Raw genomic sequence first — 24122 nt, 5'->3', positions numbered from 1 at the left:
ATGATCGGTCACTTGTACTCGCGCAATTCCGGTGGCGTATCGTCATGATCGCCATGGGGATGGTGCTCCCAGGCCTGTGAATAGACTTCGTGCGACTTCTTGATCAGCCGCTCGGGTTGGCCGAGATTGCGCCGCTGGGTCTCCTCGGAAAAATACACCAGAGCGCGGATCAGCTTGCAATACAGCGAATTGTCGAGATGGAAGCCGCGGTCGACGAGCAGTTGTTCGAGCGCTTCCATGCAGTGGTCGGTGATTTCGTACCAGACCGAGATGCCGTTGGGCTGGGTGCCCGGCGCCACTTCGAGACCGGGCAGGCTTTCGAGCAGGGCGAAGGCCTCGGGAATCTGCCAGTGCTTGACCTTGTTGAAGCGGATCTCGCGATGCTTCCTCGTGCCCGCCTGCGGCGCCAGCGGGTGCGGCCGCTGGATGCCGCGCTCCTGGTCTCGCAGTTGGCGGGCGCGTTCCGGATTCATTTTTTGATGACGTTCAGGGCCTTGAGCAGATTGAGCGCCTGCGTGAGCTGGTAGTCGTTCTTCGAGGCCAGCTCGAAAGGTTTGGCTTGCGCTTCATCCTTGTCGGCATCGGTCTTGCCGTTCTTGTCGGGCTTGTCGGCTTTGTCCTTCTTCGGCGCGGCGGGTTTCTCCGCGTCTTTGCCTTCCTTGTCGTTGACGAGATGGCGTTCGAGATCGGCTTCGCGCAACCGCTCGCGCGAGCCGCCATTGGGCGATTCCTCGACGACGATGTCCGGCTCGATACCCTTGGCCTGGATCGAGCGGCCATTCGGCGTGTAATAGCGCGCCGTGGTCAGCTTGATCGCCGTCTTGCCGGAAAGCGGCAGCACCGTCTGCACCGAGCCTTTGCCGAAGGTCTGGGTGCCCATCACGATCGCGCGCTTGTGATCCTGCAGCGCGCCGGCAACGATTTCGGAAGCGGAAGCCGAGCCGGCATTGACCAGCACGATCAGCGGCACGCTCTTCGCAATCGCGGGGAGTTTCTTCAGCGGATCCTCGCGGTTGCCACGCAGATAATCCTCGGCGGTGGCGCTGTATTTGCGCTTGGCATCCTCGACCCGCCCGTCGGTGGTGACGACCGTGCTACCGGGCGGCAAGAAGGCGGCGGAGACGCCGATCGCGGAATGGAGCAGCCCGCCCGGGTCGTTGCGCAAATCGAGCACCAGCCCCTTCAGACCGGTGCCTTTCGCGTCGGCATCGGCCTTGACGAGTCGCTCGAAATGTTTCACCAGATCGGCGACGGTTTCTTCCTGAAACTGGGTGATGCGCATATAGCCGTAACCCGGCTCGATCAGCTTCGACTTGACGCTTTGTACCTTGATCACGTCGCGCACGATGGTGATCTCGAGCGGCTTGGTCTCGCCCTGGCGCAGGATGGAGAGGCGGATCGAGGTCTTCGGCTTGCCGCGCATCTTCTTCACCGCCTCACCCAGCGTCATGCCCTTCACCGGCGTGTCGTCGAGCTTGAAGATCAAATCGCCGGCCTTGACTCCGGCGCGATACGCGGGCGTGTCCTCGATCGGGGCGATCACCTTGACGAGGCCGTCCTCCATGCCGACCTCGATCCCCAAGCCGCCGAATTCGCCCTGGGTAGACACCTGCAAGTCTTTGAAGGCTTCCTCGTCGAGATAGGCAGAATGCGGATCGAGGTTCGCCAGCATGCCAGAGATCGCATGGCGGATCAGCGTCTTGTCCTCGACTGGCTCGACATAGCCCTGCTTGATGGCGTTGAAGACATCGGCGAAGCTCTTCAACTCTTCGACCGGCAGCGGCGCATCGCCGCCTTTTTGTGCGATCGCGGAAAAATTGAGACTCAGGGCGACGCCGGCGATCAGTCCGACGAGCACGAGGCCGAATTGCTGCAGTTTGCTACGCATATGGAATTACCCGTGTGGTGATGGCGACCCTCGGACGGCTTCACGGTCCGGCAAGCCATTTGCCGGGATCGAATGCCTGCCCTCTATGCCTGAGCTCAAAGTATAAACCCGATTCCGGCAAGCCCCCACTGGCGCCGACGGTGGCCACCGGCTTGCCGGCACTCACCTTCTGACCGACCTCGGCGAGCAGGGTCTGGTTGTTGCCGTAGATCGACAGGAAGCCATCATCATGGTCGATGATCAAGAGGTTGCCATAGCCGCGCAGCCAGTCGGCGAATACCACCACGCCGTCGGCAACGGCGCGCACGTCGGCACCTTCCGGCGCGCGGATGAACAGCCCTTTCCAGAGCAATCGGCCTTCCTCGCGAGGAGTGCCGAAGCGCGCGGCGACGCTGCCCTTGACCGGCCAGGGCAGCCGGCCGCGCAGCCGGGTGAAAGCTCCGCTCGCATTGGCTGGCTCGGTGCTGAGCGTCGGGGCCGCAGGAGAAGCACTCGGGGTTTTGCCCGCTGGCACTTTGGACGGACGCGCCGGTGTCTTCTTTTTCGCCAGCGAGGCGAGCAGATCGGCCAGCCGCCGCTCGTCCTGCTTCAAGGTCTCGATCGTGCGCCGCTGCGCCTGGATCTGGCTGGAAAGTTTCGCCAGCAGGGCCTGGCGCTCGTGCTGCTGCTTGCTCAGCGTGGCGCGCTCCACCTCTTCGCGTCTGGCAAGCTCGGTGAGCTGGACATTGCGTTGGCGGACCAGCTCGGCGAGTCGCCGGGTTTCGGCCGCATCCTCGCGCAACTGATCGATCAATTCGGCTTTCGCGCGGGCGAGCTGGGCCAGGAAATAGCGATCGCGCGCAGCTTCGTTCGGATCGTCGCCGGCGAGCCACATTGCCAACGCATCGGTCTCCTGGGGCCGGAACTGGTGGCGCAAGAGCATCGCGAGCTGGGCCTGGCGAGCGGCCGTCTGGGCGGAAAGCCGCTTGAGCTCACGCTCATGCTTGGCGAGCTCGCTGCGCGCTGCGGCGCGTTCCTCGCCCAGGGCGCGCAGCTTGCGAGCGCTGGCGGCGATCGCGCGCTCGATTTCACGCAGCTGGTCGGCAGCACTGGCGCGCGCCGCCTCCTTTTCCCGCAGTTGGCGCTCGAGCGCGGCACGCTGCTCGCGCACCGCGTCGAGTTTCGCTTTCTCGCGTTCGCCTGCCCCCCACGCCAGCGGTGGAAGGAGGCTCGAAACCGCGAAAACCGCCGCGATGAAGGTGCGGATCAAACCTTGGCTTTGCCCTGATTTGCCACGGCGGCCTGGGCGGCGGCGACCGCTTCCGGGTCACCCAGATAATAGCTGGTGAGCGGCCTGAGTTCGGCATCGAACTCATACACCAGCGGCTGGCCGGTGGGCACGTTGAGATTGACGATGTCCTGGTCGGAGATGTTGTCGAGATACTTGATCAGCGCCCGCAGGCTGTTGCCATGCGCGGTGACGAGCACGCGCTTGCCGGACTTGACCGCCGGCGCGATGCTGTCGAACCAGATCGGCAGGAAGCGTTCGACCGTGTCTTTCAGACATTCCGCCGCCGGGTAAAGCCCCGGGGCGAGGTTCGCGTAACGCGGATCATGCACGTCGTAGCGCGGGTCGTTCTTGTCCAGCGCCGGCGGCCGGACATCGTAGGAACGCCGCCAGAGCTTCACCTGTTCCTCGCCGAACTTGGCGGCCGTCTCGGCCTTGTTGAGCCCCTGCAAAGCGCCGTAATGCCGCTCGTTGAGCCGCCAGGAATTGACCACCGGCAGCCACATGCGGTCCATTTCCTCGAGCACGATCCACAGCGTCTTGATCGCCCGCTTGAGCATCGAGGTGTAGGCGATGTCGAAATCGAAACCTTGCGCCTTCAGCAGCTGGCCAGCAGCCTTCGCCTCGGCGATGCCTTTCTCGGTCAGACCGACATCGGTCCAGCCGGTGAAGCGGTTTTCCTGGTTCCAGGTGGATTCGCCGTGGCGCAGCAATACGAGTTTGTACATGATCGGAAAGGGAAAAGGTGGTCAGAGGAGAATCGACAGAGGATTTTAATCGAAGTATGATCGCGCCCTGTCCATTTGCCGCCGAGTTTCTCCGACGCGACTCACCTTGCTTCCCACTGTCGAGCCATGAATCCTCACCCCACCATCGACGACCTCGCCAGCCGTCATGATCAAATCATGATCGCCGCGCGGGCGCTGAAATCGATCTCCCATCCACTGCGGTTGAAGATCCTCTGTGTCGTCGGCGACCGGGAAGTCTGCGTGCAGGAGATCGTCGAAGCCGTCGGCACTTCGCAGAGCAACATTTCCCAGCATCTGGCCATCCTGCGCGACAAGGGCATCCTCTCCACGCGCAAGGACGCCAACCGGGTTTACTATCGCGTCGCCGACCAGCGCACCCTGCAGCTGATCGGCATGATGCGCGAGGTATTCTGCGGCGTCAGTCCGACCGCCTGAGCGGTCTCGTTTTTTTTCAGGAAGTGCAGAAGAGTCAATGGAGTTCATCCAGCAGAATCTGATGTGGGTCACCCTCGCTGCAGTGAGCGGTGGCATGCTGCTCTGGCAGACGGTCAAGGGCAGTGGCGGCAAGAACGTTTCGGTCGCCGAGGCGACCTTGTTGATCAACCGGCAGGATGCACTCGTCGTCGATGTGCGCGAGACGGCCGAATGGTCGGCGGGTCATATTCCGGCGGCGCGCCACATCCCGCTCAGCCAGTTCGGCAAACACATCGTCGAGATCGAGAAAACCAAGGACAAGCCCGTGATTCTCGTCTGCGCCAGCGGCAACCGCTCCAGTTCCGCCGCCCGGATGCTGCAGAAGGCGGGGTTTCCGCAAGTTTTCAATCTGGCCGGCGGCATGCGCGCCTGGATCGACGCCGGCCTGCCGGTGAGCAAAAAATAAGGGAGCCCTCATGGCCAAGGTCGAAATGTATGCCACCGCCGTCTGCCCTTACTGCGTACGCGCCGAGGCGCTGCTCCGGCGCAAGGGGGTGACCGACATCGAAAAGATCCGCGTCGACCTCGATCCGGCCAAACGTCAGGAAATGGAAGCGCGGGTACCCGGCGCGCGCACCGTGCCGCAGATCTTCATCGACGGCCGGCATGTCGGCGGCTGCGACGACCTTCACGAACTCGACCGGCAGGGTAAGCTCGACCCCCTGCTCGGTCATTGATCACTTTGCGATGGGACCATCATGAACGAACAAGACAGCAACGCCCCGGTTTTCAGTATCGAGAAGATCTACGTCAAGGATCTGTCGGTCGAAGTCCCGAACGCTCCGCACTGTTTTCTTGAGCGCGAGCAGGCGCAGGTCAGTCTGCAGATGCAGACCGGCGGCGAGGCCGTCGGCGATGGCGTGTTCAACGTCGTGCTGACGTTGACGGTGAGCGCCAAGATCGGCGAGAAGACGCAATTCCTCGTCGAGGCGGCCCAGGCCGGCATCTTCCAAATCCGCAACGTGCCGGACGAGGAGCTCGAACCGATCATCGCCGTCGCCTGCCCGAACATCCTGTTTCCGTATGCGCGCGAAACGATTTCCGACGCGATCACCCGCGCCGGCTTCCCGCCCGTGCTGCTCGCCCCGGTGAATTTCGAGGCCATCTATCGCCAGCGCCTCGAGCAACAGCAGGCCCAGGCGGAAGCGCGCGGACCCCACGAGGTGCCGATCCAGTGACGGTGCGCGGCATCGCCTGGCTCGCGCTCTTCGTCGCCCCCGCCCTCGCCTGGGGACTCGACTATCGCTCGGTCACTGAGGCCGCGGTATTGTTCGATGCCCCGTCGCAAAAGGCCAAACCGCTTTTCGTGATCGCCCCGGGCACGCCGGTGGAAGTCGTCGTCAGTCTCGACGCCTGGTCCAAGGTGCGCGACATGAAGGGCGATCTGGCCTGGATCGAACGCCGTCAGCTCTCTGATCGCCGCATGCTGCAAGTGCGCACTGGCGGCGCCCAAGTACGCAGTGAGGCCAGCGACACCGCCCGGCTGGTGTTCGAAGCCGAGAGCGACGTGTTGCTGGAATACCTCGACGCCGGTCCGCCCGGCTGGGTGAAGGTGCACCATCGCGATGGCGAGACCGGCTTCGTGAAAGCCAGCCAGGTCTGGGGGCTCTGATGAAAATTGCGGTTCTCGGCGCCGGCGCCTGGGGCACCGCGCTGGCGCTCTCGTTCGCGCACCGCCATACGGTGAGCCTGTGGAGCTGGCGTGCCAAGCACGTCGCCGCGATGAACGCGGCCCGCGAAAACGTCCGCTACCTCCCTGGCTTCCCCTTCCCCGAGACAATCGCCGTCAGCGCGGATTTCGCCGCGACGGTCGCCGCCGCCGAACTGGCCCTGATCGCCACGCCGATGGCCGGGCTGCGCGATGCCGCCGCCCGCCTTGCCTCTGCTCGGCCAGAGTTGCCCTTCCTCTGGGTCTGCAAGGGGCTGGAGGCCGGCAGCGGCCTGCTGCCGCATCAGGTCGTCGCCGCCGTTCACGCGCAGGCACGCTGCGGCGCCTTGAGCGGCCCGAGTTTCGCCGCGGAAGTGGCACGCAGTCTCCCCACCGCAGTGACGCTGGCGTCAAAGGACAGCGGTTTCGCCGAACGCACCGCCTTGGCGCTGAACAGCTCGCGGTTGCGTGTCTATGCCAACGACGATCTGATCGGCGTCGAGGTCGGCGGCGCGGTGAAGAATGTCATCGCCATCGCCACCGGCATCTGCGACGGCCTCGGCCTGGGGCTGAACGCTCGCGCCGCGCTGATGACGCGCGGCCTGGCCGAGATCACCCGTTTCGGCGTCGCGCTCGGCGCGCGGGCGGAGACCTTCATGGGGCTGTCCGGCCTGGGCGATCTGATCCTCACCTGCACCGGCGATCTGTCACGCAACCGGCAGTTAGGCCTGGCGCTCGCCAGCGGCCAACCGCTGGAAAGAATCCAGCGTGAGCTCGGCCATGTCGCCGAAGGCGTGCATACCGCCCATGAAGTCGCCCGCCGCGCCGCAGCGATCGGCGTGGAAATGCCGATCACCGCGACCGTCTGCGACGTGCTCGACGGCCGGCTGTCTCCAGCCGACGCGGTGGAGCGGCTGATGAACCGAGATCCCAAACATGAGTGAAACCCCTGCGAAACTCGGCGCTGGCGGGACGGCACCGCTCAGAGCTTGTGAAAAAAATTCGTCGCGAGCAGGCTGATGGCAAGGCGCACGGAGCGGAGCGACCGAGACATAACATGGAGTTAGGCGAGGGAGCGAGCACCGCGCAACGCAGCCAGCAGGCCGCGCAGCAGAATTTTTCACAAGCTCTCAGCAGCCGCCGGTAAACCCCTGCTGTCGCCAGGCCTCATAGACGGCGATCGCCACGGTATTGGAAAGATTGAGGCTGCGGTTGCCCGGCCTCAGCGGCAGCCGCAAGCGCCGCTCCGGCGGTAACGATTTCAGCAGCTCGTGCGGCAGGCCGCGCGTCTCCGGACCGAAGACGAGCGCATCGCCCGGCCGGTAGGCCACCGTGTCGTAACGCGTCTCGCCTTTGGTGCTGAAAGCGAAGCAACGCACCGGGCCGAGCGCGGTAAGGCAAGCCGCCCAGTCTGGATGCACGCGTACCTCGGCGAATTCGGCATAGTCGAGTCCCGCCCGCCGCATTGCGGCATCCGAAACCGAGAAACCGAGCGGTTCGACCAGATGCAAACGGCAGCCGGCATTCGCCGCCAGCCGGATCACATTGCCGGTATTGGGCGGAATTTCCGGCTGATATAGAACGATCTGGAACATCGCGGCTGTGGCATGGTAGGAGGTCGCAGTTTATCGAACGATCCGACCCTCATGGCCAGACCTGAAAAGATCCGCCTCGGCGACCTGCTGATCAAGCAGGGCTTGTTGACCCCAGATGAACTCGATCGCGCGCTGAAGGAACAGCAGATCACCGGCCGCAAGCTGGGGCGGGTGATCGTCGATACCGGCCTGGTCACTGAAGAGGCCATCGCCCGCGCGCTGGCACGACAGCTCGGCGCCGAGTATGTCGATCTGCGCGATTTCCAGCCCAGACCGGAACTCGTCAAGCTGTTGCCGGAAGCGCAGGCGCGCCGTTTCCGCGCGCTGGTGCTGGACGAAAAGAACGGCCTGTTGCGCGTCGGCATGTCCGATCCGACGGATCTCAATGCCTTCGACGAGATCGCCCGCCTGTTGCGTCGTGATATCGATCTGGCCGTGGTCGCCGAAGGGCAATTGCTGCCGCTGCTGGATCGCGTCTACCGCCGCACTGAGGAAATCGCCGGGCTGGCCAAAGATCTGACCCAGGAACTGGGCGACATCCCGGTCGAGTTCGGCGCATTGTTCGGCACTGCGCCAGGCGCCGAGGACGCCCCCGTGGTGCGCCTGTTGCAGACGGTGTTCGAGGAAGCCCACAAACTGAAAGCTTCTGACATCCATGTCGAACCGCAGGAAAAGTCGCTGGTCATCCGCTTCCGCATCGATGGCGTGCTGCACGTGCAGACCGAGGCCGACGTCAAGATCGCGTCGGCGGTGGTGCTGCGCCTGAAGCTCATGTCGGGACTGGACATTTCGGAAAAGCGCCTGCCGCAGGATGGCCGCTTCAACATCAAGGTGCGCGGGGCGAGCATCGACGTGCGCATCGCGACGATGCCGACCCAGTATGGTGAGGCGGTGGTGATGCGTCTGCTGTCCCAGGACACCGGCTTGCTGCATCTCGACAAGTTGGCCATGCCACCGCGCGTGCTGGCGCGCTTCCGCCATGCGATCCACCGCCCGTCGGGCATCGTACTGGTCACCGGCCCGACCGGCTCGGGCAAGACGACGACGCTCTATGCCGCCTTGAACGAGCTCAACAGCCCGGAGAAAAAGATCATCACGGTCGAAGACCCGGTCGAATACCGCCTGCCGGGGCTGAATCAGGTGCAGGTGCATGAGAAGATCGATTTGACCTTCTCGCGGGTGCTGCGCACCGCGTTGCGTCATGACCCGGACATCATCCTGGTCGGCGAGATGCGCGACCAGGAAACCGCCGAGATCGGCATGCGCGCTGCGATGACCGGTCACCTGGTGCTCTCGACGCTGCACACCAACGATGCGCTGTCCACGCCGATTCGCCTGCTAGACATGGGGGTGCCGAATTACATGGTGGCGTTGTCGATCCAGCTGGTGCTGGCGCAGCGGCTAGTACGCGTGGTCTGCCCGAACTGCAGCGCCCCCTACCAGCCCGAACCGCACGAGCGCGAATGGCTGCGCTACGAACTCGGCGACCGTGTCGATGATTTCCGCTATGTCCGCGGTCGCGGCTGTATCCACTGCGGCAACAGCGGCTATCAGGGCCGCCAGGCCGTCTATGAATTCCTCGAAATGACCAATGCCCTGGTCGAGGCCGCCAATCATGGCGACCCTGCCGACTTCATGCGCCTCGGCCGTGAGCAGATGGCCGGCGAGACACTGCGCCGCGACGCGGTGCGCCTGGTCACCGAAGGCCGCACCACGATCGAGGAAGCGATGCGCGTCGCCACTCAACTGGACGAATAAGCGATGCCCGCCTTCACCTACCGCGGTCGCAACGGCGCTGGAGAAATCGTCACCGGCGTGCTCGAAGGCGCGAATGCCGGCGCCATCGCCGACATGCTGTTCGGCAGTGGCATCACGCCCACCGAAATCCGCGCGGCACCTGCAGCGGCGGGGCTGACGGTGTCCGACACGGGTTTCAAGTTGTTCAAGCCGAAGATCGGCCACATCGACACCCTGCTCTTTACGCGCCAGATCTACACGCTGCTCAAGGCGGGCGTGCCGATCATGCGGGCACTGGCGGGCCTGCAGGAATCGAGCGCCAACCCGGCCATGAAAACGCTGCTCAAAGAAGTGCGCGAAAGCCTCGACTCGGGCCGCGAGCTGTCGCTGGCGCTGGCGCGCCATCCGACGGTGTTCACCCCCTTCTATCTCGCGATGGTACGCGTCGGCGAGATGACCGGCCGGCTCGAGGAAATCTTTCTGCGCCTGTTCGATCATCTGGCGTTCGAGCGTTTCATGCGCGAGCAGGTCCGTTCGGCGCTGCGCTATCCGAGTTTCGTGGTGCTCGCGATGGTCGTCGCGATGGCCGTCGTCAACATCTGGGTGATTCCGGCCTTCGCCAAGATTTTCGAGGGCTTCGGCGCCGAGCTGCCGCTTTTGACGCGGCTGTTGATCGGCGTGTCGAACTTCGTCGTCGGCTGGTGGCCGGCACTGCTGATCGGTTTGGCGGCTCTCGCCGGCGGCTTCCGGGCCTGGATGGGCACGCGGCGCGGCCGCTACCGGTGGGACCAGATCAAGCTCAAGCTGCCGATCGCCGGCAAGATCGTCAGGAAGGCCACGCTGGCGCGCTTCGCCCGTAGCTTCGCATTGGCGATGCGCTCCGGTGTACCGGTGATCCAGGCGCTTTCCAATGTCGCCCAGACCGTGGACAACGACTTCATTGCCGAGAAGATCGAGAACATGCGCACCGCGATCGAGCATGGCGATTCCGTGCTGCGCGCGGCGATCGGCGCCGGCATCTTCACGCCGGTGGTGCTGCAGATGATCGCGGTGGGCGAGGAATCCGGCGCGCTCGACGAGATGATGGACGAGATCTCCGGCATGTATCAGAACGAGGTCGAATACGAACTGAAGACCCTGGCGCAACAGATCGAACCGATCCTCATCGTGCTGCTCGGCATCATGGTGCTGATCCTCGCGCTCGGCGTGTTCCTGCCGCTGTGGGATCTCGGCAAGGTGGCGATCAAGAAGTGAGCGCCGTTTTCGCACGCCAACGCGGCCTGAGCAAATTCGAATTTGCCGTCGTCGTGGGTCTGATCGGCATCCTCGCCGCGGTGCTGCTCGACCGGCTGAACGAGCTCGAACGCGAGGCCGAGCGGCTGGAAGTCGAGTTGGCCCTGCGCAATCTGCGCATGGGGCTGCGGCTGGCGATCAGCGAGAAGGTGATCCGTGGCGAGGAAGCGGGCATCGGTGCGCTGCTCGATGCCGACCCGCTGGAATGGCTCGGCGCCGCACCATCCAAAGTCGGCGCTGGCGAGGCGGCACCCCGCTGGCGCTACGATCCGGCCACGCACACCCTCCACTACCGTCCGAGACAGCCTGTCGCCTTCGCAGACCGCGACGAACTCGCCTGGCGTCTGGCGCCGATCCGCGATGGCGCCGGCCGTACGACCGGCATCGGGATCGAACCCCTCAAGTGAGGCGGGAACTTGCCGTAACTCGCAAAAATGCACCGCAATCTTTGCAGTAGCATTGCCGCGGGATCTGCGCAATCTTGAGGAAGAAAGCATGAAAAAACGCCACAGCGGTTTCACCCTGATCGAACTGGTGATCGTGATCACCATCATCGGCGTCCTCGCCGCGATCGCCCTGCCGAAATTCGTCTCGCTGCAGCGCGACGCACGCATCGCCAAGCTGCAGGCGGCGCGCGGCGCGGTGAATGCAGCCGCGGCGATCGTGCACGCTGCCTATCTGTCGCGCGGCGGTGCCGCCGACACGGCTGCCTGTCCCGGCGGCGGCGGCACGGCCACCAATGCCCTCAATGGCACGTTGTGCACCGAAAACGGCCTGGTGCAGCTGGCCAACGGCTATCCGTCTGGCGGAGTTGCTCTGGGTGCAGCTACTCCCGGCATCATCGGTGCGGCGGGCCTGGTGTCGACCTTCTCGCCGACGCTCGCCCAATTGAATGCCGAAGGCTTCGGGGCGTCGGTCGCAGGCTCAACGACCACGATCTCGGTGATCGGCGGCCCCGGCACGACCGGTGGTGCCGGTGCGCAGGTCAATGCCACCTGCTCCTTCACCTACACCTCACCCGCGGCAGCCGGCGCCGCCCCGGCGGTGAGCATCGTCACCACCACGGGTTGCTGAGCGAACACTCACTAACTGGAGAACCCACGATGAAAAAAACCCAAACTGGCTTCACCCTGATCGAACTGATCGTCGTCATCGTCATCCTTGGCATCCTCGCGGCGGTGGCTTTGCCGAGATTCGTCGATCTCGCTGGTGAAGCGGGAGATGGCGCCGCACAAGGAACGGCTGGCGCACTGTCTTCGGCGACGTCGCTGAATTATGCCCAGTTCATTGCTAGCAATGGTGCACGGGGAACAAATATCATCAGCGGAACGACGACCTGTGCCGCACTACCCGCGCTGTTGTCAGGCGGCGCCCTGCCAAACGACATCAGCATCGTTACACCAACCAACGTCATTACCTGTGCCAACCCCGCCGGTGCGGGCGGCACCAACACAACCGCCTGTATGGTCGCCCATGCGCGCGGAAGAACCACTGCCGGATTCCCGGTGACGGTCATTTGTACGAGCTGACCGGATCCACCTTTCCGACATCGAGCGGCCCGGGAACTCCGGGCCGTTTTGTTTTCGCAGGTTGTAACGTTTCCTGACGCGCTGCGCTGGCAAGGCGGCATCCCGGAGCGATTCAAGGCTATTTTATTTCTACAACTTCAGGACGGCTACGCCGTATTGCGCCACGGCCTTGTCGACCGTGAGCAATGTCAGGCCCTCTACCCGCGCCTGCGCGACGAGGATGCGGTCGAAGGGATCTTTGTGCAGATTGGGCAAGTCGCCCGCGATCAGGGCATGTTCGCTCCTCACCGCCAGTTCGAGATAACCGTTGGCCAGCAGCATGCGCCACAGGCGGCGCGCATCGACCTTGAAGTCTTCCCGGCCGAGTCCGCGCTTGATCGCGATTTCCCACAGGCTGGCTGCGCTGAAAAACAGGCGGTTACCGGGATCGAGCAGCAAACCGCGCGCCTTTTTCGATAAGCGCCCAGGCTCGCCCGCTGCCCAGAGCAACAGATGGGTATCGAGCAGGAGGTTCATCCCGCACGCCCGGAGAACAAGCTTTCGATTTCCTCACCGCCCATGCAATCGAAATCATCAGGCACGGCAAGTTCGCCCGCCATGAAGCCGAGCCGTTGCGCCGTACCTGCCGCCCCCTCGTCGAGTGGCACGACCTTCACCTTCGGTTTGCCAGCCTTGGCGATGATGAAAGCCTCTCCTTGCGCTGCCCGTTCGACCAGACGCGATAGCTGTGTTTTTGCCTCGTGGATATTGACGGTAAGCATGGTGAGCTCCTTTTGAACCAAGTCAGGTTAGTTTACCAGATTGAAACCACGAATCAGCTCGATGAGCCGTGCCGAAAAGCCGGTGCTGGCAAGGCGGCACCTCACCGGGCGTAGGCTAGAATCAGCCGCATGAAACCGCGTCGTCTGCTCACATTCGTCCTGCTCGTCGCCCTCGCTGGCGGCGGCTTCGCGGCATGGCGCGCCTTCTTCGCCGAAGGCGCCAAGCCAACCTACAAGTTCGCCACCGTCGAGCGCGGCCCGCTCACCGCGGCGGTCGCCGCCACCGGCACGCTCAACCCGGTGGTCGCGGTGCAGGTTAGCTCGCAGATCTCCGGGCAGATCCGCGAGATCTTCGTCGACTTCAACAGCCCGGTGAAAGCCGGCGACCTGCTGGCGCGCATCGCACCGGAAACCTACGAGCATCGCGTGCGCCAGGCCGAGGCCGATCTCGAAGCGGCGCGGGCGATCGTCGCCGTGCAACAGGCCGAACTGTTCCGCGCCCGCGTCAATCTCGCCGATGCCGAACGCGATGTCCAGCGCAAGCAGACGCTGGTGGCGAAGAACTACCTCTCGCCAGCCGAGCTCGACAAGGCGCAGACCCTGCTCGATGCGGCGCGTGCACAATTGAAGGTCGTCGAGGCACAGGCGGTCAATAGTGCAGCGTTGGTGCGCCAGCGTGAGGCGGCCCTCGGCCAGGCGCGGGTGGATCTGTCGCGCACCGAGATCCGCGCCCCGGTCGATGGCATCGTCATCAAGAAGAGCGTCGAACCGGGCCAGACCGTGGCCGTCAGCCTGCAGGCGCCCGAGATGTTCGTGATCGCCCGCAATCTCGCCGACATGCAGGTCGAAGCAGCGATCGACGAGGCCGACATCGGCCGCGTCCAGGTCGGCCAGGAAGTGAGCTTCAGCGTCGACGCCTTTCCCGGCCGGAAATTCAAGGGCGAGGTCAAGCAGGTCAGAAAGGCCGCGCAGGTGACCTCGAACGTCGTCAGTTACACGGTGGTCATCTCCGCCGCCAATCCCGATCTGATCCTGCTGCCCGGCATGACCGCCAACGTGCGCATCGTCACCACGCACAAGGACGATACGCTCAAGGTCGCCAATGCCGCGCTGCGCTTTCGCCCGCCCGCAGACGGTGAAAAGCCGGCGGCGTCGGGACGGCCGCCCGGCGGCGGCACAGGACGCGGGCGCAGTAGCACAGAGGGCGGCAGCGGCAAGCTCTGGGTACCCGGAGACGACGGCAAGCCGAAAGCGATCGAAGTGAAGACCGGCATTACCGATGGCAATCAGACCGAGATCGTCGCCGGCGACATCGCTGTCGGCCAGCAGGTCATCGTCGGCATGAACGTCCCGGTCGAGAAAGGGAAGCCGGTACAGCCGCGCATGTTCTGATGTGAGCCTGATCCGCGTCGAAAACCTCGCCAAGAATTACCGGCTCGGCGATACCGAAGTGCCGGCGCTGCGCGGCGTGACACTCGAAATCGCCAAAGGCAGCTTCGTCGCGGTGATGGGCCCATCGGGCTCGGGCAAGTCGACCTTCATGAACCTGCTCGGCTGCCTGGATGCGCCCAGCGCCGGCCGCTACTGGCTGGAGGGCGACGAAGTCTCGCGGCTCGACGACGACGCCCTGTCGCGTGTACGCAACCGCAAGATCGGTTTCGTGTTCCAGCATTTCAATCTGCTGCCGCGCACCTCGGCGGTGGACAACGTCGCGCTGCCGTTGCTCTATCGCGGCCTCAAGGCCGCCGAACGGCAGGCACGCGCGGCGCGGCGCCTCGAGCAGGTGGGCCTGGCGGAGCGTATGGCGCACCATCCAGCACAGCTCTCCGGCGGCCAGCAGCAGCGCGTCGCCATCGCCCGCGCGCTGGTGGGCGACCCGGCACTGATTCTCGCCGACGAGCCGACCGGCGCACTCGACTCGCGCACCGGCATCGAGATCATGGCGCTGTTGCAGCAGCTCAACCGTGACGGCATCACGATCGTCGTCGTCACCCATGAGCACGACATCGCCGCCTATGCCGATCGCATCATCCATTTCCGCGACGGCGTCGTCGTCGACGATGCCGCCAATGTGTGCCGTGACGCCAGCGCCGATCTGGCGACCTTGCCGACCACATCATGAACTTCTACGCCACGCTGCTGGTCGCCCTGAAGGCGCTCGCCGCCAACAAACTGCGCTCGGCGCTGACGATGCTGGGCATCATCATCGGCGTGGCAGCGGTGATCGTGATGATCGCCGTCGGCGGCGGCGCGCGCGCCCAGGTGGAAGCGCAGATCAAGAGCCTCGGCTCGAACCTGATGATGATCTTCTCGGCTTCGAGCACCTTTACCGGCGCCCGCGCGGCGGTGGGGACGACGTTCACCCTCTCCGAGGAGGATGCCTATGCGATCGCGCGCGAGCTGCCGGAATATGTCGCCGCCGCGGCGCCGGTGCTGCGTGGCAGTGGCCAGATCGTCGCCGGCAACAGCAACTGGTCCACCTCGTTTTATGGCGTGACGCCCGAATACTTCGAGGTGCGCGAATGGGGTCTCGCCGAAGGCCGCTCCTTCGAAGCTGCCGAACTCAATGGCGCGGCGAAGGTGGCGATCCTCGGCAAGACGGTGGCAACCAACCTGTTCGGCGAGGAGAGCCCGCTCGACCAGACGATCCGCATCCGCACCGTGCCGCTCACGGTGATCGGTGTGCTCGACGCCAAGGGGCAGAGCCCGGGCGGTACGGATCTCGACGACATCGTGCTGATGCCGATCACCACTGCACGAAACCGCGTGCTCGGCTCCACAGCAGTCGCCAAGTCGCGCGCGGTCGGCTCGATCCAGCTCAAGCTCGTCGATGGCGTCGACGGCAAGGCCGCCGAAGAGAAAGTGCGCGAGCTCTTGCGCCAGCGTCACCGTCTGCAGCCCGATCAGGATGACGACTTCACTTTGCGCAACATGACCGAGATCCTGCAGACACGCGAGGAATCCTCCCGCGTGATGGCGCTCTTGCTCGCCGCGGTCGCTTCCGTCTCGTTGCTCGTCGGCGGCATCGGCATCATGAACATCATGCTCGTCTCGGTCACCGAGCGCACCCGCGAAATCGGCTTGCGGCGTGCGGTCGGCGCCCGGGCGCGCGACATTCTGTCGCAGTTCCTCATCGAATCGATCACGCTGTCGCTGATCGGCGGCTTCGTCGGCGTGGCGCTCGGCATTGGCGGCGCGGAGCTGATCGCCGAGCTGGCCGGCTGGCCGATCCGGCTCGCGCCAACGACCATCTTGTTGGCGGTGGGTACCGCTTCCGCGATCGGCATCTTCTTCGGCTGGTATCCGGCGCGCAAGGCGGCGCTATTGTCGCCGATCGAAGCCTTGCGCCACGAATAGTGACGGCCGGACAGATCGCTAGGTTTTGATGTCGAAGCGATAGCCCAGCGCGGCCACCCCCGCTTTGAGCGCCTCGATCGCCTGCGCCACTTGATCGGGTGCTCCGCGCACGCCGAGTTCGACATGGCGGCGCATCGTCTCGCTGCCCAGGAATGGCAAGCTGAATACGGTCACACCCGGAAAATCGGCCTCGGTCTGTCGCATCAGCTCGAGCATCCTGCCTTCGAGGCCCTCCCAGACGAGGATCGCCGCCTCGGCTTCGGCCCCTTGCCGAAAATCATCCGCGTAGTAGGTATCGAGCACCCATTCCGCCATCGGCCAGGCCATTTGCGGAAAGCCCGGCAGGAAATGGTGGTCGCGGTAGGAAAAGCCCGGGATACGGTTGAAGGGATTCGGAATGATGCGGCTGCCTTGCGGCACGGTGCCGAGTTCCAGCCGCGCCGGCGTGACCGGCTCGCCGATCTCGGCCATGCGCGCGCGGATTTCGCGTTCGGCCTCCGGATTGAGCTCCAAAGGCACACCGGCCGCCGCCGCAGCCGCCTGGCGAGTGTGATCGTCGGGGGTAACGCCGATGCCGCCGCAGGAAAACACCACGTCGTTGGACGCCAGCGTGCGCCTGAAGGTTTCGATGAGCCGCGGCCGCTCATCGCCCAGATATTCGGCCCAGGAAAGATGCAGGCCGCGCGCGGCGAGCATCTCGATGAATTTCGCCAGATGCCTGTCGGGGCGCTTGCCGCGCAGGATTTCATCGCCGATGATGACAAGGCCGTAGGTTCTCATAATGGAATTCCGTTTTCCTGCCGCAGCTCCCGCAAGGCGGTCAAACACAGATGGACGAACAGGATCGCCGTATAGGGCAGGGCGAAGAAGTTCGCCACCGGCACATAGGCGAGCAACGCGCCGGTGAAGCCGCCGAGATAGAGTGTGGGCCGCTCGCGCCGGACGATCGCCGCGCGCTCCTTGGGGCGCGCATGCTCAGCGAGCGCATCGAAGCGGAAGGCGCGCTGGTTGAGCCAGGCCGACCAGAAGAGCGGCAACACGAAGAGCCCGCCCGGCACGAAGAGCAGCGGCAGCGTGACGAGCCAGCCCATGACGAAGATCAGCCCGGCGACGAAGGTGTTGCCGAGACTCCCCCAGAACGCCGCGGCCGCCGAACCCTGACGGCTGAGGTCGGGATAGTCGCGCGCGGCGATGATCGCCATCATGCGCGGCAAGGCGAACATGGCGACGAACATCAGCGTCGTGAAGTAGATGAGCGGTGCGAAGACGAAGAACACCGCCACGTGCGCCAGCCACGGCCCGAGCCAGTTGAGCCACTGCCAGTCCGGCAGCTCGGTGACGATGGTTTGCGCCAGCGGCATCCAGGCGAACCAGGCGATCACCGACCAGAGCAGAAACGCTGCCAGCGACGGCCAGATCGCCTGAAACAGCAGCTCCGGTCGCGCCAGGTCGCGTCCGGCGCGCAGCACCGTGCGCAAGAAGCGACCGGTTTCCATCATCTCCTCACCCTGCCTTCCCACATCTTCTGCAAGCGTTTCACCGACACAGGTGTCGGCGTCCTCAATTCCTGCGCGAACAGCGTGACGCGCAATTCTTCGAGCAGCCAGCGGAATTCTTGCAGAAATCCGTCCTGTCCGCCGCGCTGGCGCACTTTCTCCCATTCGCGCTGCCAGGGCTTGGCGACGCTGTGCCATTCCGCCAGCCAGCGTGCATCGCGCGCCGCGTCGTTCCTCGCCTTGTCGAGCCGGAGGCTCGCGGCTTTGAGATAGCGCGGGAAATGCTGCAGCCGCTCCCAGGGCGTGGCGACGATGAAGCGTTTTTCCAGCAAAGCGGCAAGCTGGTTCGAGACGTCGGCGACGGTCTGCGGCAGCGCCTTTTGCAACGTAGTGAGCTTCTTCTGCAGGGCGCCGTATTCGGCGAGGATCTGTCCGACGAGCCGCATGATTTCCTGCGCGACGAGCAGGATGCGCCCCTTCGCCGCATCGCGCCTGTCGACGAAACTCTTCTCGTCCAGCGGCAGCGGCGCCATCAGACAGGTGCGCTCGAGCGTGGCGGTGACGATCGCTTCTTTGAGTTCCTTTTCGCTGCCGAACGCCATGAACTGCAAGGCCATCTGCCGCAATTCCGGCAGCTTCTCGATCGCCTGCACCTGGGGTTTGAGCTGCAAGGCAAACAGGCGCGCCAAGCCCTGGCGATGTTCGCACGCCGCCTTCTCTTCGGTGTCGAAGGCGGAGAGGCGCACGCCGTCGCCTTCATCGACCAGCGCCGGAAAGCCGATCACCGTTCGGCCGCCGACCTCGATCTCGATCAGCTCCGGCAGCGTAGCGAAGGTCCACGCCGTCGACTTCTCGGTCGGCGGTGCCGTCCCGCCAGCGCCGACTTTCAGCTCCGCCGCCGAAAACGCCTGCGCCACCCGATCGCCATACTGCGCGCGCAGCTCGTGGAGATTGCGCGACATCGCCAAGGTGCCGCCATGTTCATCGAGCAGCCGAAAGTTCATCCACAGATGCGGCCGCAACTCGCCCGGACGCAGCGCATCGAGCGGCAGCTTCAAAGCAATCTTCTCCTCGATCGCGCGGGTGAGCGCCTTGACCAAAGGCTCATCGTCGTCATGTTCGGCTACGCAGAAGTCTTCCGCGAAGGCGTCGATCGGCTGCAGGCGGTGGCGGTATTTCTGCGGCAGGGTCCTGATGAGCGCGACGACTTTTTCCTTGAGCAGCCCCGGCACCAGCCATTCGAGCCGCGTGGCCGGCACCTGGTTGAGGGCCGCGAGCGGCAGCGCGAGCGTGACGCCGTCATCCGCGCTGCCCGGGTCGTGCTTATAGGCGAGCTTGAAACGCTGGCCGCGGAATTCGAGGTAGGGCGGGAAGGCCTCGGTGGTGATGCCCGCCGCTTCATGCCGCATCAGCTGGTCTTTTTCGAGGAACAACAGGCGCGGATTTTCCCGTTCCGCCTCGCGCCGCCAATGATCGAAGGCGGCGAGCGAATAGATGCCGGCCGGCACGCGTGCGTCGAAGAAGGCGAACACCAGCGCGTCGTCGACGAGCACATCGGGGCGACGGCTCTTGTGTTCGAGGTGCTCGATCTCGGCCTTGAGTTTCTGGTAGTGCTGCAAGAATGGCCACCTCTTCAGCCACTCGTCGGTGACCTGGCCTTCGACCAGCGCACCGCGGATCAGGATCTCACGAGCGAGCTTGGGGTCCATCGGACCATAGTGGATGCGGCGCTTGGCATGCAGCGTGAGACCATGCAGGGTCACGCGCTCGTAGGCGACCACCTGGCCGGCGTTTTTCTCCCAGTGCGGCTCATAGACATGGCGGCGAATGAGATGGGCGCCGACCTGTTCGAGCCACTCGGGCTCGATCCGGGCGACGCAACGCGCAAAGAGGCGCGAGGTTTCGACGAGTTCCGCGGCGACGATCCAGCGCCCCGCCTTCTTGGCGAGCGCCGAGCCGGGATGGATCCAGAACTTGATGCCACGCGCGCCAAGATAATTTTTATCCTCCTCGTTGATCAGGCCGATGTGGCCCAAAAGCCCCGTCAGGAGCGCCTTGTGGATGGACTCAAAGCTTGCGGCGACTTGATTCTCCTTCCAGCCGTGCTCGTGGCACAGCGTCATCAACTGCCCATGCACGTCGCGCCATTCCCTCAGCCGCAACCAGTTGATGAAGTTCGCACGGCACCATTGCTTTTGCTTGCTGCTGCTCTCGTGCTTCCAGACCTCGTCGGCGGCGGCCCAGAGCTTCAAATACGAGAGGAATTCGGACTTCTCATCCTTCCATTTCGCGTGCGCCTGATCGGCCGCCCCCGCCTGCTCCTGCGGCCGTTCGCGCGGCTCCTGGGTGGAGAGCGCCGCGGCGATGACGAGCATTTCCTTGAGGCAGCCGAAGTCGCGCGCGGCGAGGATCATGCGGCCGATCTTCGGATCGAGCGGCAGTTTCGCCAGCTCCCGACCGATGGGCGTGAGCTCCTTCGTCGTTTCATCAATCGCGCCCAGCTCGGCAAGCAACTGGTAGCCGTCGGCGATCATGCGCGGCAGCGGGCGCTCGAGGAAAGGGAAGTCTTCGACATTGCCGAGATGGAGCGACTTCATGCGCAGGATCACGCCAGCCAGCGAGGCGCGCAGGATCTCGGGATCGGTGTAGCGCGGGCGCTTGGCGAAATCCTCTTCCGAATAGAGACGGAAGCAGACGCCCGAGGAGACGCGGCCGCAGCGGCCCGCGCGCTGGTTGGCCGCCGCCTGCGAGATCGCCTCGACCTGCAGTTGCTCGACCTTGTTGCGATGGGAATAGCGTTTGATGCGCGCCAGTCCCGTGTCGATCACGTAGCGGATGCCCGGCACGGTCAGCGAGGTCTCGGCGACATTGGTCGCCAGCACCACGCGCCGGCCCTGATGCGGCGCGAACACGCGCGCCTGCTCCTGCGCGGTCTGGCGCGCATAGAGCGGCAGGATTTCGAGGCCAGGCGGATGGTGTTTCCTGAGCGCCTCGGCCGCTTCCCTGATCTCGCGCTCGCCGGGCAGGAACACCAGCACGTCGCCCGACCCGGTGCGGTGGGCTTCTTCGACGGCGGCGACGATCGCATCGTTGAGATCGACGTCCTTCTTCTCGTCGAAAGGCCGGTAACGAATCTCGATCGGATAGAGCCGGCCGGAGACCTCGATCACCGGCGCGTCATTGAAATGCTTGCTGAAGCGCTCGGCATCGAGCGTCGCCGAGGTGACGATGAGCTTCAAGTCGTGCCGTCGCGCCAGAACCGACTTCAGGTACCCGAGCAGGAAGTCGATGTTGAGCGAGCGTTCGTGCGCCTCGTCGATGATCAGCGTATCGTATTGCCGAAGCAACGGATCGGACTGCGTCTCGGCAAGGAGTATCCCGTCGGTCATCAGCTTGATGTAACTCTCGGGTGAGGTGCGGTCGGTGAAGCGCACCTTGTAGCCGACGTAACGTCCCAATTCGCTATTCAGCTCCTGCGCGATGCGGCTGGCAGTCGCGCGCGCGGCGATGCGGCGCGGCTGGGTGTGGCCGATGAAGCCGGTCAGCCCACGGCCCACGTCGAGGCAAATCTTCGGCAATTGCGTGGTCTTGCCCGAGCCGGTCTCGCCGCAGATCACGACGACCTGATGCTTTTCGATCGCCTGCGCAATTTCGGCGCGCCGCGCATTGACGGGCAGGCTCTCGTCGTAGCCGATCGCCGGACGGGCCGCCCGGCGGGCTTGCGCATCGAACTTCATGGGGCGGATTCTACGCCGCGACGGTAGAATTCGCTCCTCGATTCAGTCCCTTGTCGATCATGGCCGAACCCGACAGCAAAGCCGTCTCGAATTTCATCCGCAACATCATCGATGCCGACCTCGCGTCCGGCAAACACGCGACGATCCGCACGCGCTTCCCGCCGGAGCCGAACGGCTACCTGCACTTCGGCCATGCCAAGTCGATCTGCCTCAACTTCGGCCTCGCCCAGGATTACGGCGGTGTCTGCCACCTGCGTTTCGACGACACCAACCCGGAGAAGGAAGAGCAGGAATACGTCGATTCGATCATCGACGCCGTGCATTGGCTCGGCTTCGACTGGGGGCCGCATCTGTATTACGCCTCGAACTATTTCGGCAAGATGTATGAATTCGCCGAAAAGCTGATCGAGGCGGGGCTCGCCTATGTCGATTCGCAAAGCGCCGAGGCGATGCGCATCCATCGCGGCACCCTGACCGAGCCGGGCAAGAATTCTCCTTATCGAGACCGCACTCCCGCCGAGAACATCGATCTCTTCCGCCGCATGAAGGCCGGCGAGTTCCCGGACGGCGCCCATGTGCTGCGCGCCAAGATCGACATGGCGAGTCCCAACATCAACCTGCGCGACCCGGCGATCTACCGCATCAAACACGCGACACACCACAACACCGGCGATGCCTGGTGCATCTACCCGATGTACACCTACGCCCATCCGATCGAGGATGCGCTCGAAGGCATCACGCATTCGATCTGTACGCTCGAATTCGAGGACCAGCGCCCCTTCTACGACTGGCTGTTGGAAAACCTCGCCGACCTGGGCTGTCTGCAGCGTCCCCTGCCGCGGCAGATCGAGTTCGCACGCCTGAACCTCACCTACGTCGTGCTCTCGAAGCGCAAGCTCATCCAGCTCGTCGAGGAAAAGCACGTCGCCGGCTGGGATGACCCGCGCATGCCGACGCTGGTCGGCGCGCGCCGGCGCGGCTATACGCCCGAGGGCTTTCGGCGCTTTGCCGAGACGATCGGCGTTTCCAAGTCGGAATCGCTGATCGATTATTCGGTGTTCGAAGAATGCCAGCGCGAGGTGCTGAACGAAACCGCGCCGCGCCGCATCGCGGTGCTCGATCCGTTGAAACTGATCATCGACAATTATCCGGAAGACGGCTCCGAGGAATGCTCCGCACCCAACCACCCACAAAGGCCGGAATGGGGTAAGCGCGCCGTGCCGTTCTCGAAGGAACTGTGGATCGAGCGCGAGGATTTCACCGAGCATCCGCCCAAGGGCTATTTCCGCCTCTTCCCCGGCAACCGCGTGCGGCTGCGCTACGGCTTCGTCGTCGAGTGCACCGGCTGCGACAAAGATGAGCACGGCAACGTCATCGCCGTGCATTGCAACTATTTCGCGGATTCCAAGTCCGGCACGCCGGGAGCGGATGCCTACAAGGTCAAGGGCAACATTCACTGGGTCTCGGCGCGGCACGCCCATGCCGCGCCCGTGCGTCTTTACGATCGCCTCTTCAGGGTGCCCAATCCGGGCGCCGAGCGCGACTTCCTCGACGACATCAATCCAGCGTCGATGAACACCCTCACCGCCCAGTGCGAGCCGGCGCTGAAAGACGCCCAGCCCGAAGAGCGCTTCCAGTTCGAGCGTCATGGCTACTTCGTCGCCGACCGCGTCGATTCCAAACCCGGCGCGCCGGTGTTCAACCGCACCGTGGGGCTGAAAGACACCTGGAAATGAAATTCACCGAGAGGCTCGCCCAGGCCTGGGCGAAGAACGATTCGCTGCTCTGCGTCGGCCTCGACCCCGATCCGGCGAAGTTTCCGGCGCATCTGAAGGACAAGCCGGACCGCATCACTCGCTTTTGCACCGCGATCGTCGATGCCACGGCCGACCTCGTCTGCGCCTATAAGCCGCAGATCGCCTACTTTGCGGCACGGCGCGCCGAAGCCGAGCTCGAGGCGATCATCCATCACATCCACGAATTCCATCCCGACATTCCGGTGATCTTGGACGCCAAGCGCGGCGACATCGGCCCGACCGCCGAGCAGTACGCGATCGAAGCCTTCGAGCGCTACAAGGCCGATGCGGTGACCGTCAACCCCTACATGGGCCGCGATTCAATCGAGCCCTGGCTCGCCTACGCCGACAAGGGAGTGATCCTCTTGTGCCGCACCTCGAATCCCGGCGGCAGCGATTTCCAGTTCCTGAAAGTCGGCGCCAGCAGGACGGCACAGCCGGACTGCTCCAGCACGGGGACGGCACTCTACGAGCTCGTCGCCGAGAAGGTGGCCAAGGAATGGAACACGACCGGCCAGTGCGGCCTCGTCGTCGGCGCCACCTTCCCCGGCGAGATCGCCCGTGTGCGGCAGATCGTCGGCGAGATGCCGCTCTTGGTGCCGGGCATCGGCGCGCAGGGCGGCGACATCGAGGCCACGGTGAAGGCCGGGCGGACGGCTGCCGGCACCGGGCTGATGATCAACTCCTCGCGCGCGATCCTCTATGCCAGTCGCGGAGAAGACTTCGCCGAGGCCGCGCGCCGGGTGGCGCAAAAGACGCGCGACGAGATCAACCGTTATCGATAAGGAGGCAGAA

At 64.4% G+C, this 24122-nt stretch carries 26 protein-coding genes; 16 read left to right on the top strand and 10 right to left on the bottom strand.

Features of this window, described 5'->3' with window-relative positions; translation table 11 throughout:
* Positions 1-8: 8 nt before the first annotated feature.
* From M52SOB_RS02050 to gpmA, 4 genes are read right to left on the bottom strand one after another with little or no spacing between them, the layout of a single operon-like run.
* Positions 9-473, bottom strand: a complete 465-nt coding sequence (locus M52SOB_RS02050; protein ID WP_131110345.1) for a hypothetical protein — start codon at positions 471-473, stop codon at positions 9-11.
* The gene (locus tag M52SOB_RS02045; RefSeq protein ID WP_131110344.1) at positions 470-1888 is read right to left on the bottom strand and encodes a S41 family peptidase; all 1419 of its coding nucleotides are present in this window, start codon (positions 1886-1888) and stop codon (positions 470-472) included. Before M52SOB_RS02045 ends, M52SOB_RS02050 begins: the two co-directional genes overlap by 4 nt.
* Positions 1889-1928: 40 nt before the next feature.
* On the bottom strand, positions 1929-3137 hold the full coding sequence (locus M52SOB_RS02040) for a murein hydrolase activator EnvC family protein (protein WP_131110343.1): 1209 nt from the start codon (positions 3135-3137) through the stop codon (positions 1929-1931).
* Positions 3134-3883, bottom strand: a complete 750-nt coding sequence (gene gpmA / locus M52SOB_RS02035) for a 2,3-diphosphoglycerate-dependent phosphoglycerate mutase (RefSeq protein ID WP_131110342.1) — start codon at positions 3881-3883, stop codon at positions 3134-3136. Before gpmA ends, M52SOB_RS02040 begins: the two co-directional genes overlap by 4 nt.
* Before the next feature lie 126 nt (positions 3884-4009).
* Here gpmA and M52SOB_RS02030 point away from each other — a divergent pair, with 126 nt between their 5' ends.
* Genes M52SOB_RS02030 through M52SOB_RS02005 form a run of 6 tightly spaced genes read left to right on the top strand, consistent with a single transcriptional unit; the run spans position 4010 to position 6970 of the window.
* Positions 4010-4339: an ArsR/SmtB family transcription factor gene (locus M52SOB_RS02030; RefSeq protein WP_131110341.1), complete on the top strand. Its 330-nt coding sequence runs from the start codon at positions 4010-4012 to the stop codon at positions 4337-4339.
* Between the two features lie 37 nt (positions 4340-4376).
* Positions 4377-4784, top strand: a complete 408-nt coding sequence (locus M52SOB_RS02025) for a rhodanese-like domain-containing protein (protein ID WP_131110340.1) — start codon at positions 4377-4379, stop codon at positions 4782-4784.
* A gap of 10 nt (positions 4785-4794) precedes the next feature.
* Complete coding sequence (gene grxC / locus M52SOB_RS02020) at positions 4795-5055, top strand: glutaredoxin 3 (protein WP_131110339.1); 261 nt, start codon at positions 4795-4797, stop codon at positions 5053-5055.
* A gap of 21 nt (positions 5056-5076) precedes the next feature.
* A complete protein-coding gene (gene secB / locus M52SOB_RS02015) occupies positions 5077-5556 on the top strand; it encodes a protein-export chaperone SecB (protein ID WP_131110338.1) in 480 nt (159 codons plus the stop codon).
* Positions 5553-5990: an SH3 domain-containing protein gene (locus M52SOB_RS02010; protein WP_131110337.1), complete on the top strand. Its 438-nt coding sequence runs from the start codon at positions 5553-5555 to the stop codon at positions 5988-5990. Before secB ends, M52SOB_RS02010 begins: the two co-directional genes overlap by 4 nt.
* Positions 5990-6970: an NAD(P)H-dependent glycerol-3-phosphate dehydrogenase gene (locus M52SOB_RS02005; protein WP_131110336.1), complete on the top strand. Its 981-nt coding sequence runs from the start codon at positions 5990-5992 to the stop codon at positions 6968-6970. Before M52SOB_RS02010 ends, M52SOB_RS02005 begins: the two co-directional genes overlap by 1 nt.
* 186 nt (positions 6971-7156) lie before the next feature.
* On the opposite strand, the gene M52SOB_RS02000 is transcribed toward M52SOB_RS02005, so the two are convergent.
* Positions 7157-7621, bottom strand: coding sequence for a tRNA (cytidine(34)-2'-O)-methyltransferase (locus M52SOB_RS02000; RefSeq protein ID WP_131110335.1), 465 nt, complete (start codon positions 7619-7621; stop codon positions 7157-7159).
* A gap of 51 nt (positions 7622-7672) precedes the next feature.
* Here M52SOB_RS02000 and M52SOB_RS01995 point away from each other — a divergent pair, with 51 nt between their 5' ends.
* The 5 genes from M52SOB_RS01995 (at position 7673) to M52SOB_RS01975 (ending at position 12180) form a co-directional block, all read left to right on the top strand.
* On the top strand, positions 7673-9379 hold the full coding sequence (locus M52SOB_RS01995; protein ID WP_131110334.1) for a GspE/PulE family protein: 1707 nt from the start codon (positions 7673-7675) through the stop codon (positions 9377-9379).
* Between the two features lie 3 nt (positions 9380-9382).
* Positions 9383-10612: a type II secretion system F family protein gene (locus M52SOB_RS01990; RefSeq protein ID WP_131110333.1), complete on the top strand. Its 1230-nt coding sequence runs from the start codon at positions 9383-9385 to the stop codon at positions 10610-10612.
* Positions 10609-11058, top strand: coding sequence for a hypothetical protein (locus tag M52SOB_RS01985; RefSeq protein ID WP_131110332.1), 450 nt, complete (start codon positions 10609-10611; stop codon positions 11056-11058). Before M52SOB_RS01990 ends, M52SOB_RS01985 begins: the two co-directional genes overlap by 4 nt.
* A gap of 88 nt (positions 11059-11146) precedes the next feature.
* Positions 11147-11725, top strand: coding sequence for a type II secretion system protein (locus M52SOB_RS01980; protein ID WP_131110331.1), 579 nt, complete (start codon positions 11147-11149; stop codon positions 11723-11725).
* 29 nt (positions 11726-11754) lie between these two features.
* Positions 11755-12180, top strand: coding sequence for a type II secretion system protein (locus tag M52SOB_RS01975; RefSeq protein WP_131110330.1), 426 nt, complete (start codon positions 11755-11757; stop codon positions 12178-12180).
* Between the two features lie 129 nt (positions 12181-12309).
* Here the strand turns inward: M52SOB_RS01975 and M52SOB_RS01970 are convergent, their stop codons facing one another.
* Together M52SOB_RS01970 and M52SOB_RS01965 are read right to left on the bottom strand one after the other, a co-directional pair.
* Positions 12310-12696 carry a type II toxin-antitoxin system VapC family toxin gene (locus tag M52SOB_RS01970; protein ID WP_131110329.1) on the bottom strand — a complete coding sequence of 129 codons (387 nt, stop codon included), beginning with the start codon at positions 12694-12696 and terminating at the stop codon, positions 12310-12312.
* Complete coding sequence (locus tag M52SOB_RS01965) at positions 12693-12941, bottom strand: type II toxin-antitoxin system Phd/YefM family antitoxin (protein WP_131110328.1); 249 nt, start codon at positions 12939-12941, stop codon at positions 12693-12695. The genes M52SOB_RS01970 and M52SOB_RS01965 overlap by 4 nt, the downstream gene beginning before the upstream one ends.
* Before the next feature lie 129 nt (positions 12942-13070).
* Here M52SOB_RS01965 and M52SOB_RS01960 point away from each other — a divergent pair, with 129 nt between their 5' ends.
* Genes M52SOB_RS01960 through M52SOB_RS01950 form a run of 3 tightly spaced genes read left to right on the top strand, consistent with a single transcriptional unit; the run spans position 13071 to position 16298 of the window.
* Positions 13071-14333 (top strand): efflux RND transporter periplasmic adaptor subunit, encoded by a 1263-nt coding sequence (locus M52SOB_RS01960; protein ID WP_131110327.1) that lies wholly within the window; start codon positions 13071-13073, stop codon positions 14331-14333.
* Position 14334: 1 nt separating this feature from the next.
* Positions 14335-15063: an ABC transporter ATP-binding protein gene (locus tag M52SOB_RS01955; RefSeq protein ID WP_284155163.1), complete on the top strand. Its 729-nt coding sequence runs from the start codon at positions 14335-14337 to the stop codon at positions 15061-15063.
* On the top strand, positions 15060-16298 hold the full coding sequence (locus M52SOB_RS01950; RefSeq protein WP_131110326.1) for an ABC transporter permease: 1239 nt from the start codon (positions 15060-15062) through the stop codon (positions 16296-16298). Before M52SOB_RS01955 ends, M52SOB_RS01950 begins: the two co-directional genes overlap by 4 nt.
* A gap of 18 nt (positions 16299-16316) precedes the next feature.
* Here M52SOB_RS01950 and M52SOB_RS01945 read toward each other — a convergent pair whose 3' ends face one another.
* From M52SOB_RS01945 to hrpA, 3 genes are read right to left on the bottom strand one after another with little or no spacing between them, the layout of a single operon-like run.
* Positions 16317-17078 carry a competence/damage-inducible protein A gene (locus M52SOB_RS01945; RefSeq protein ID WP_131110325.1) on the bottom strand — a complete coding sequence of 254 codons (762 nt, stop codon included), beginning with the start codon at positions 17076-17078 and terminating at the stop codon, positions 16317-16319.
* The gene (locus tag M52SOB_RS01940; protein ID WP_131110324.1) at positions 17075-17797 is read right to left on the bottom strand and encodes an EI24 domain-containing protein; all 723 of its coding nucleotides are present in this window, start codon (positions 17795-17797) and stop codon (positions 17075-17077) included. The genes M52SOB_RS01945 and M52SOB_RS01940 overlap by 4 nt, the downstream gene beginning before the upstream one ends.
* Complete coding sequence (hrpA, locus tag M52SOB_RS01935; RefSeq protein WP_131110323.1) at positions 17794-21531, bottom strand: ATP-dependent RNA helicase HrpA; 3738 nt, start codon at positions 21529-21531, stop codon at positions 17794-17796. Before hrpA ends, M52SOB_RS01940 begins: the two co-directional genes overlap by 4 nt.
* A 59-nt stretch (positions 21532-21590) precedes the next feature.
* Between hrpA and M52SOB_RS01930 the strand changes: the two genes are divergently transcribed.
* Together M52SOB_RS01930 and pyrF are read left to right on the top strand one after the other, a co-directional pair.
* The gene (locus M52SOB_RS01930) at positions 21591-23267 is read left to right on the top strand and encodes a glutamine--tRNA ligase/YqeY domain fusion protein (protein WP_131110322.1); all 1677 of its coding nucleotides are present in this window, start codon (positions 21591-21593) and stop codon (positions 23265-23267) included.
* The gene (gene pyrF / locus M52SOB_RS01925) at positions 23264-24112 is read left to right on the top strand and encodes an orotidine-5'-phosphate decarboxylase (protein ID WP_131110321.1); all 849 of its coding nucleotides are present in this window, start codon (positions 23264-23266) and stop codon (positions 24110-24112) included. The genes M52SOB_RS01930 and pyrF overlap by 4 nt, the downstream gene beginning before the upstream one ends.
* Positions 24113-24122: the final 10 nt, after the last annotated feature.

The organism is Sulfuricystis thermophila, from assembly GCF_004323595.1.
Lineage (GTDB): Bacteria > Pseudomonadota > Gammaproteobacteria > Burkholderiales > Rhodocyclaceae > Sulfuricystis > Sulfuricystis thermophila.
Note: the sequence above shows the minus strand (reverse complement) of the source record. Positions and strands in the feature narration are given on the sequence as shown.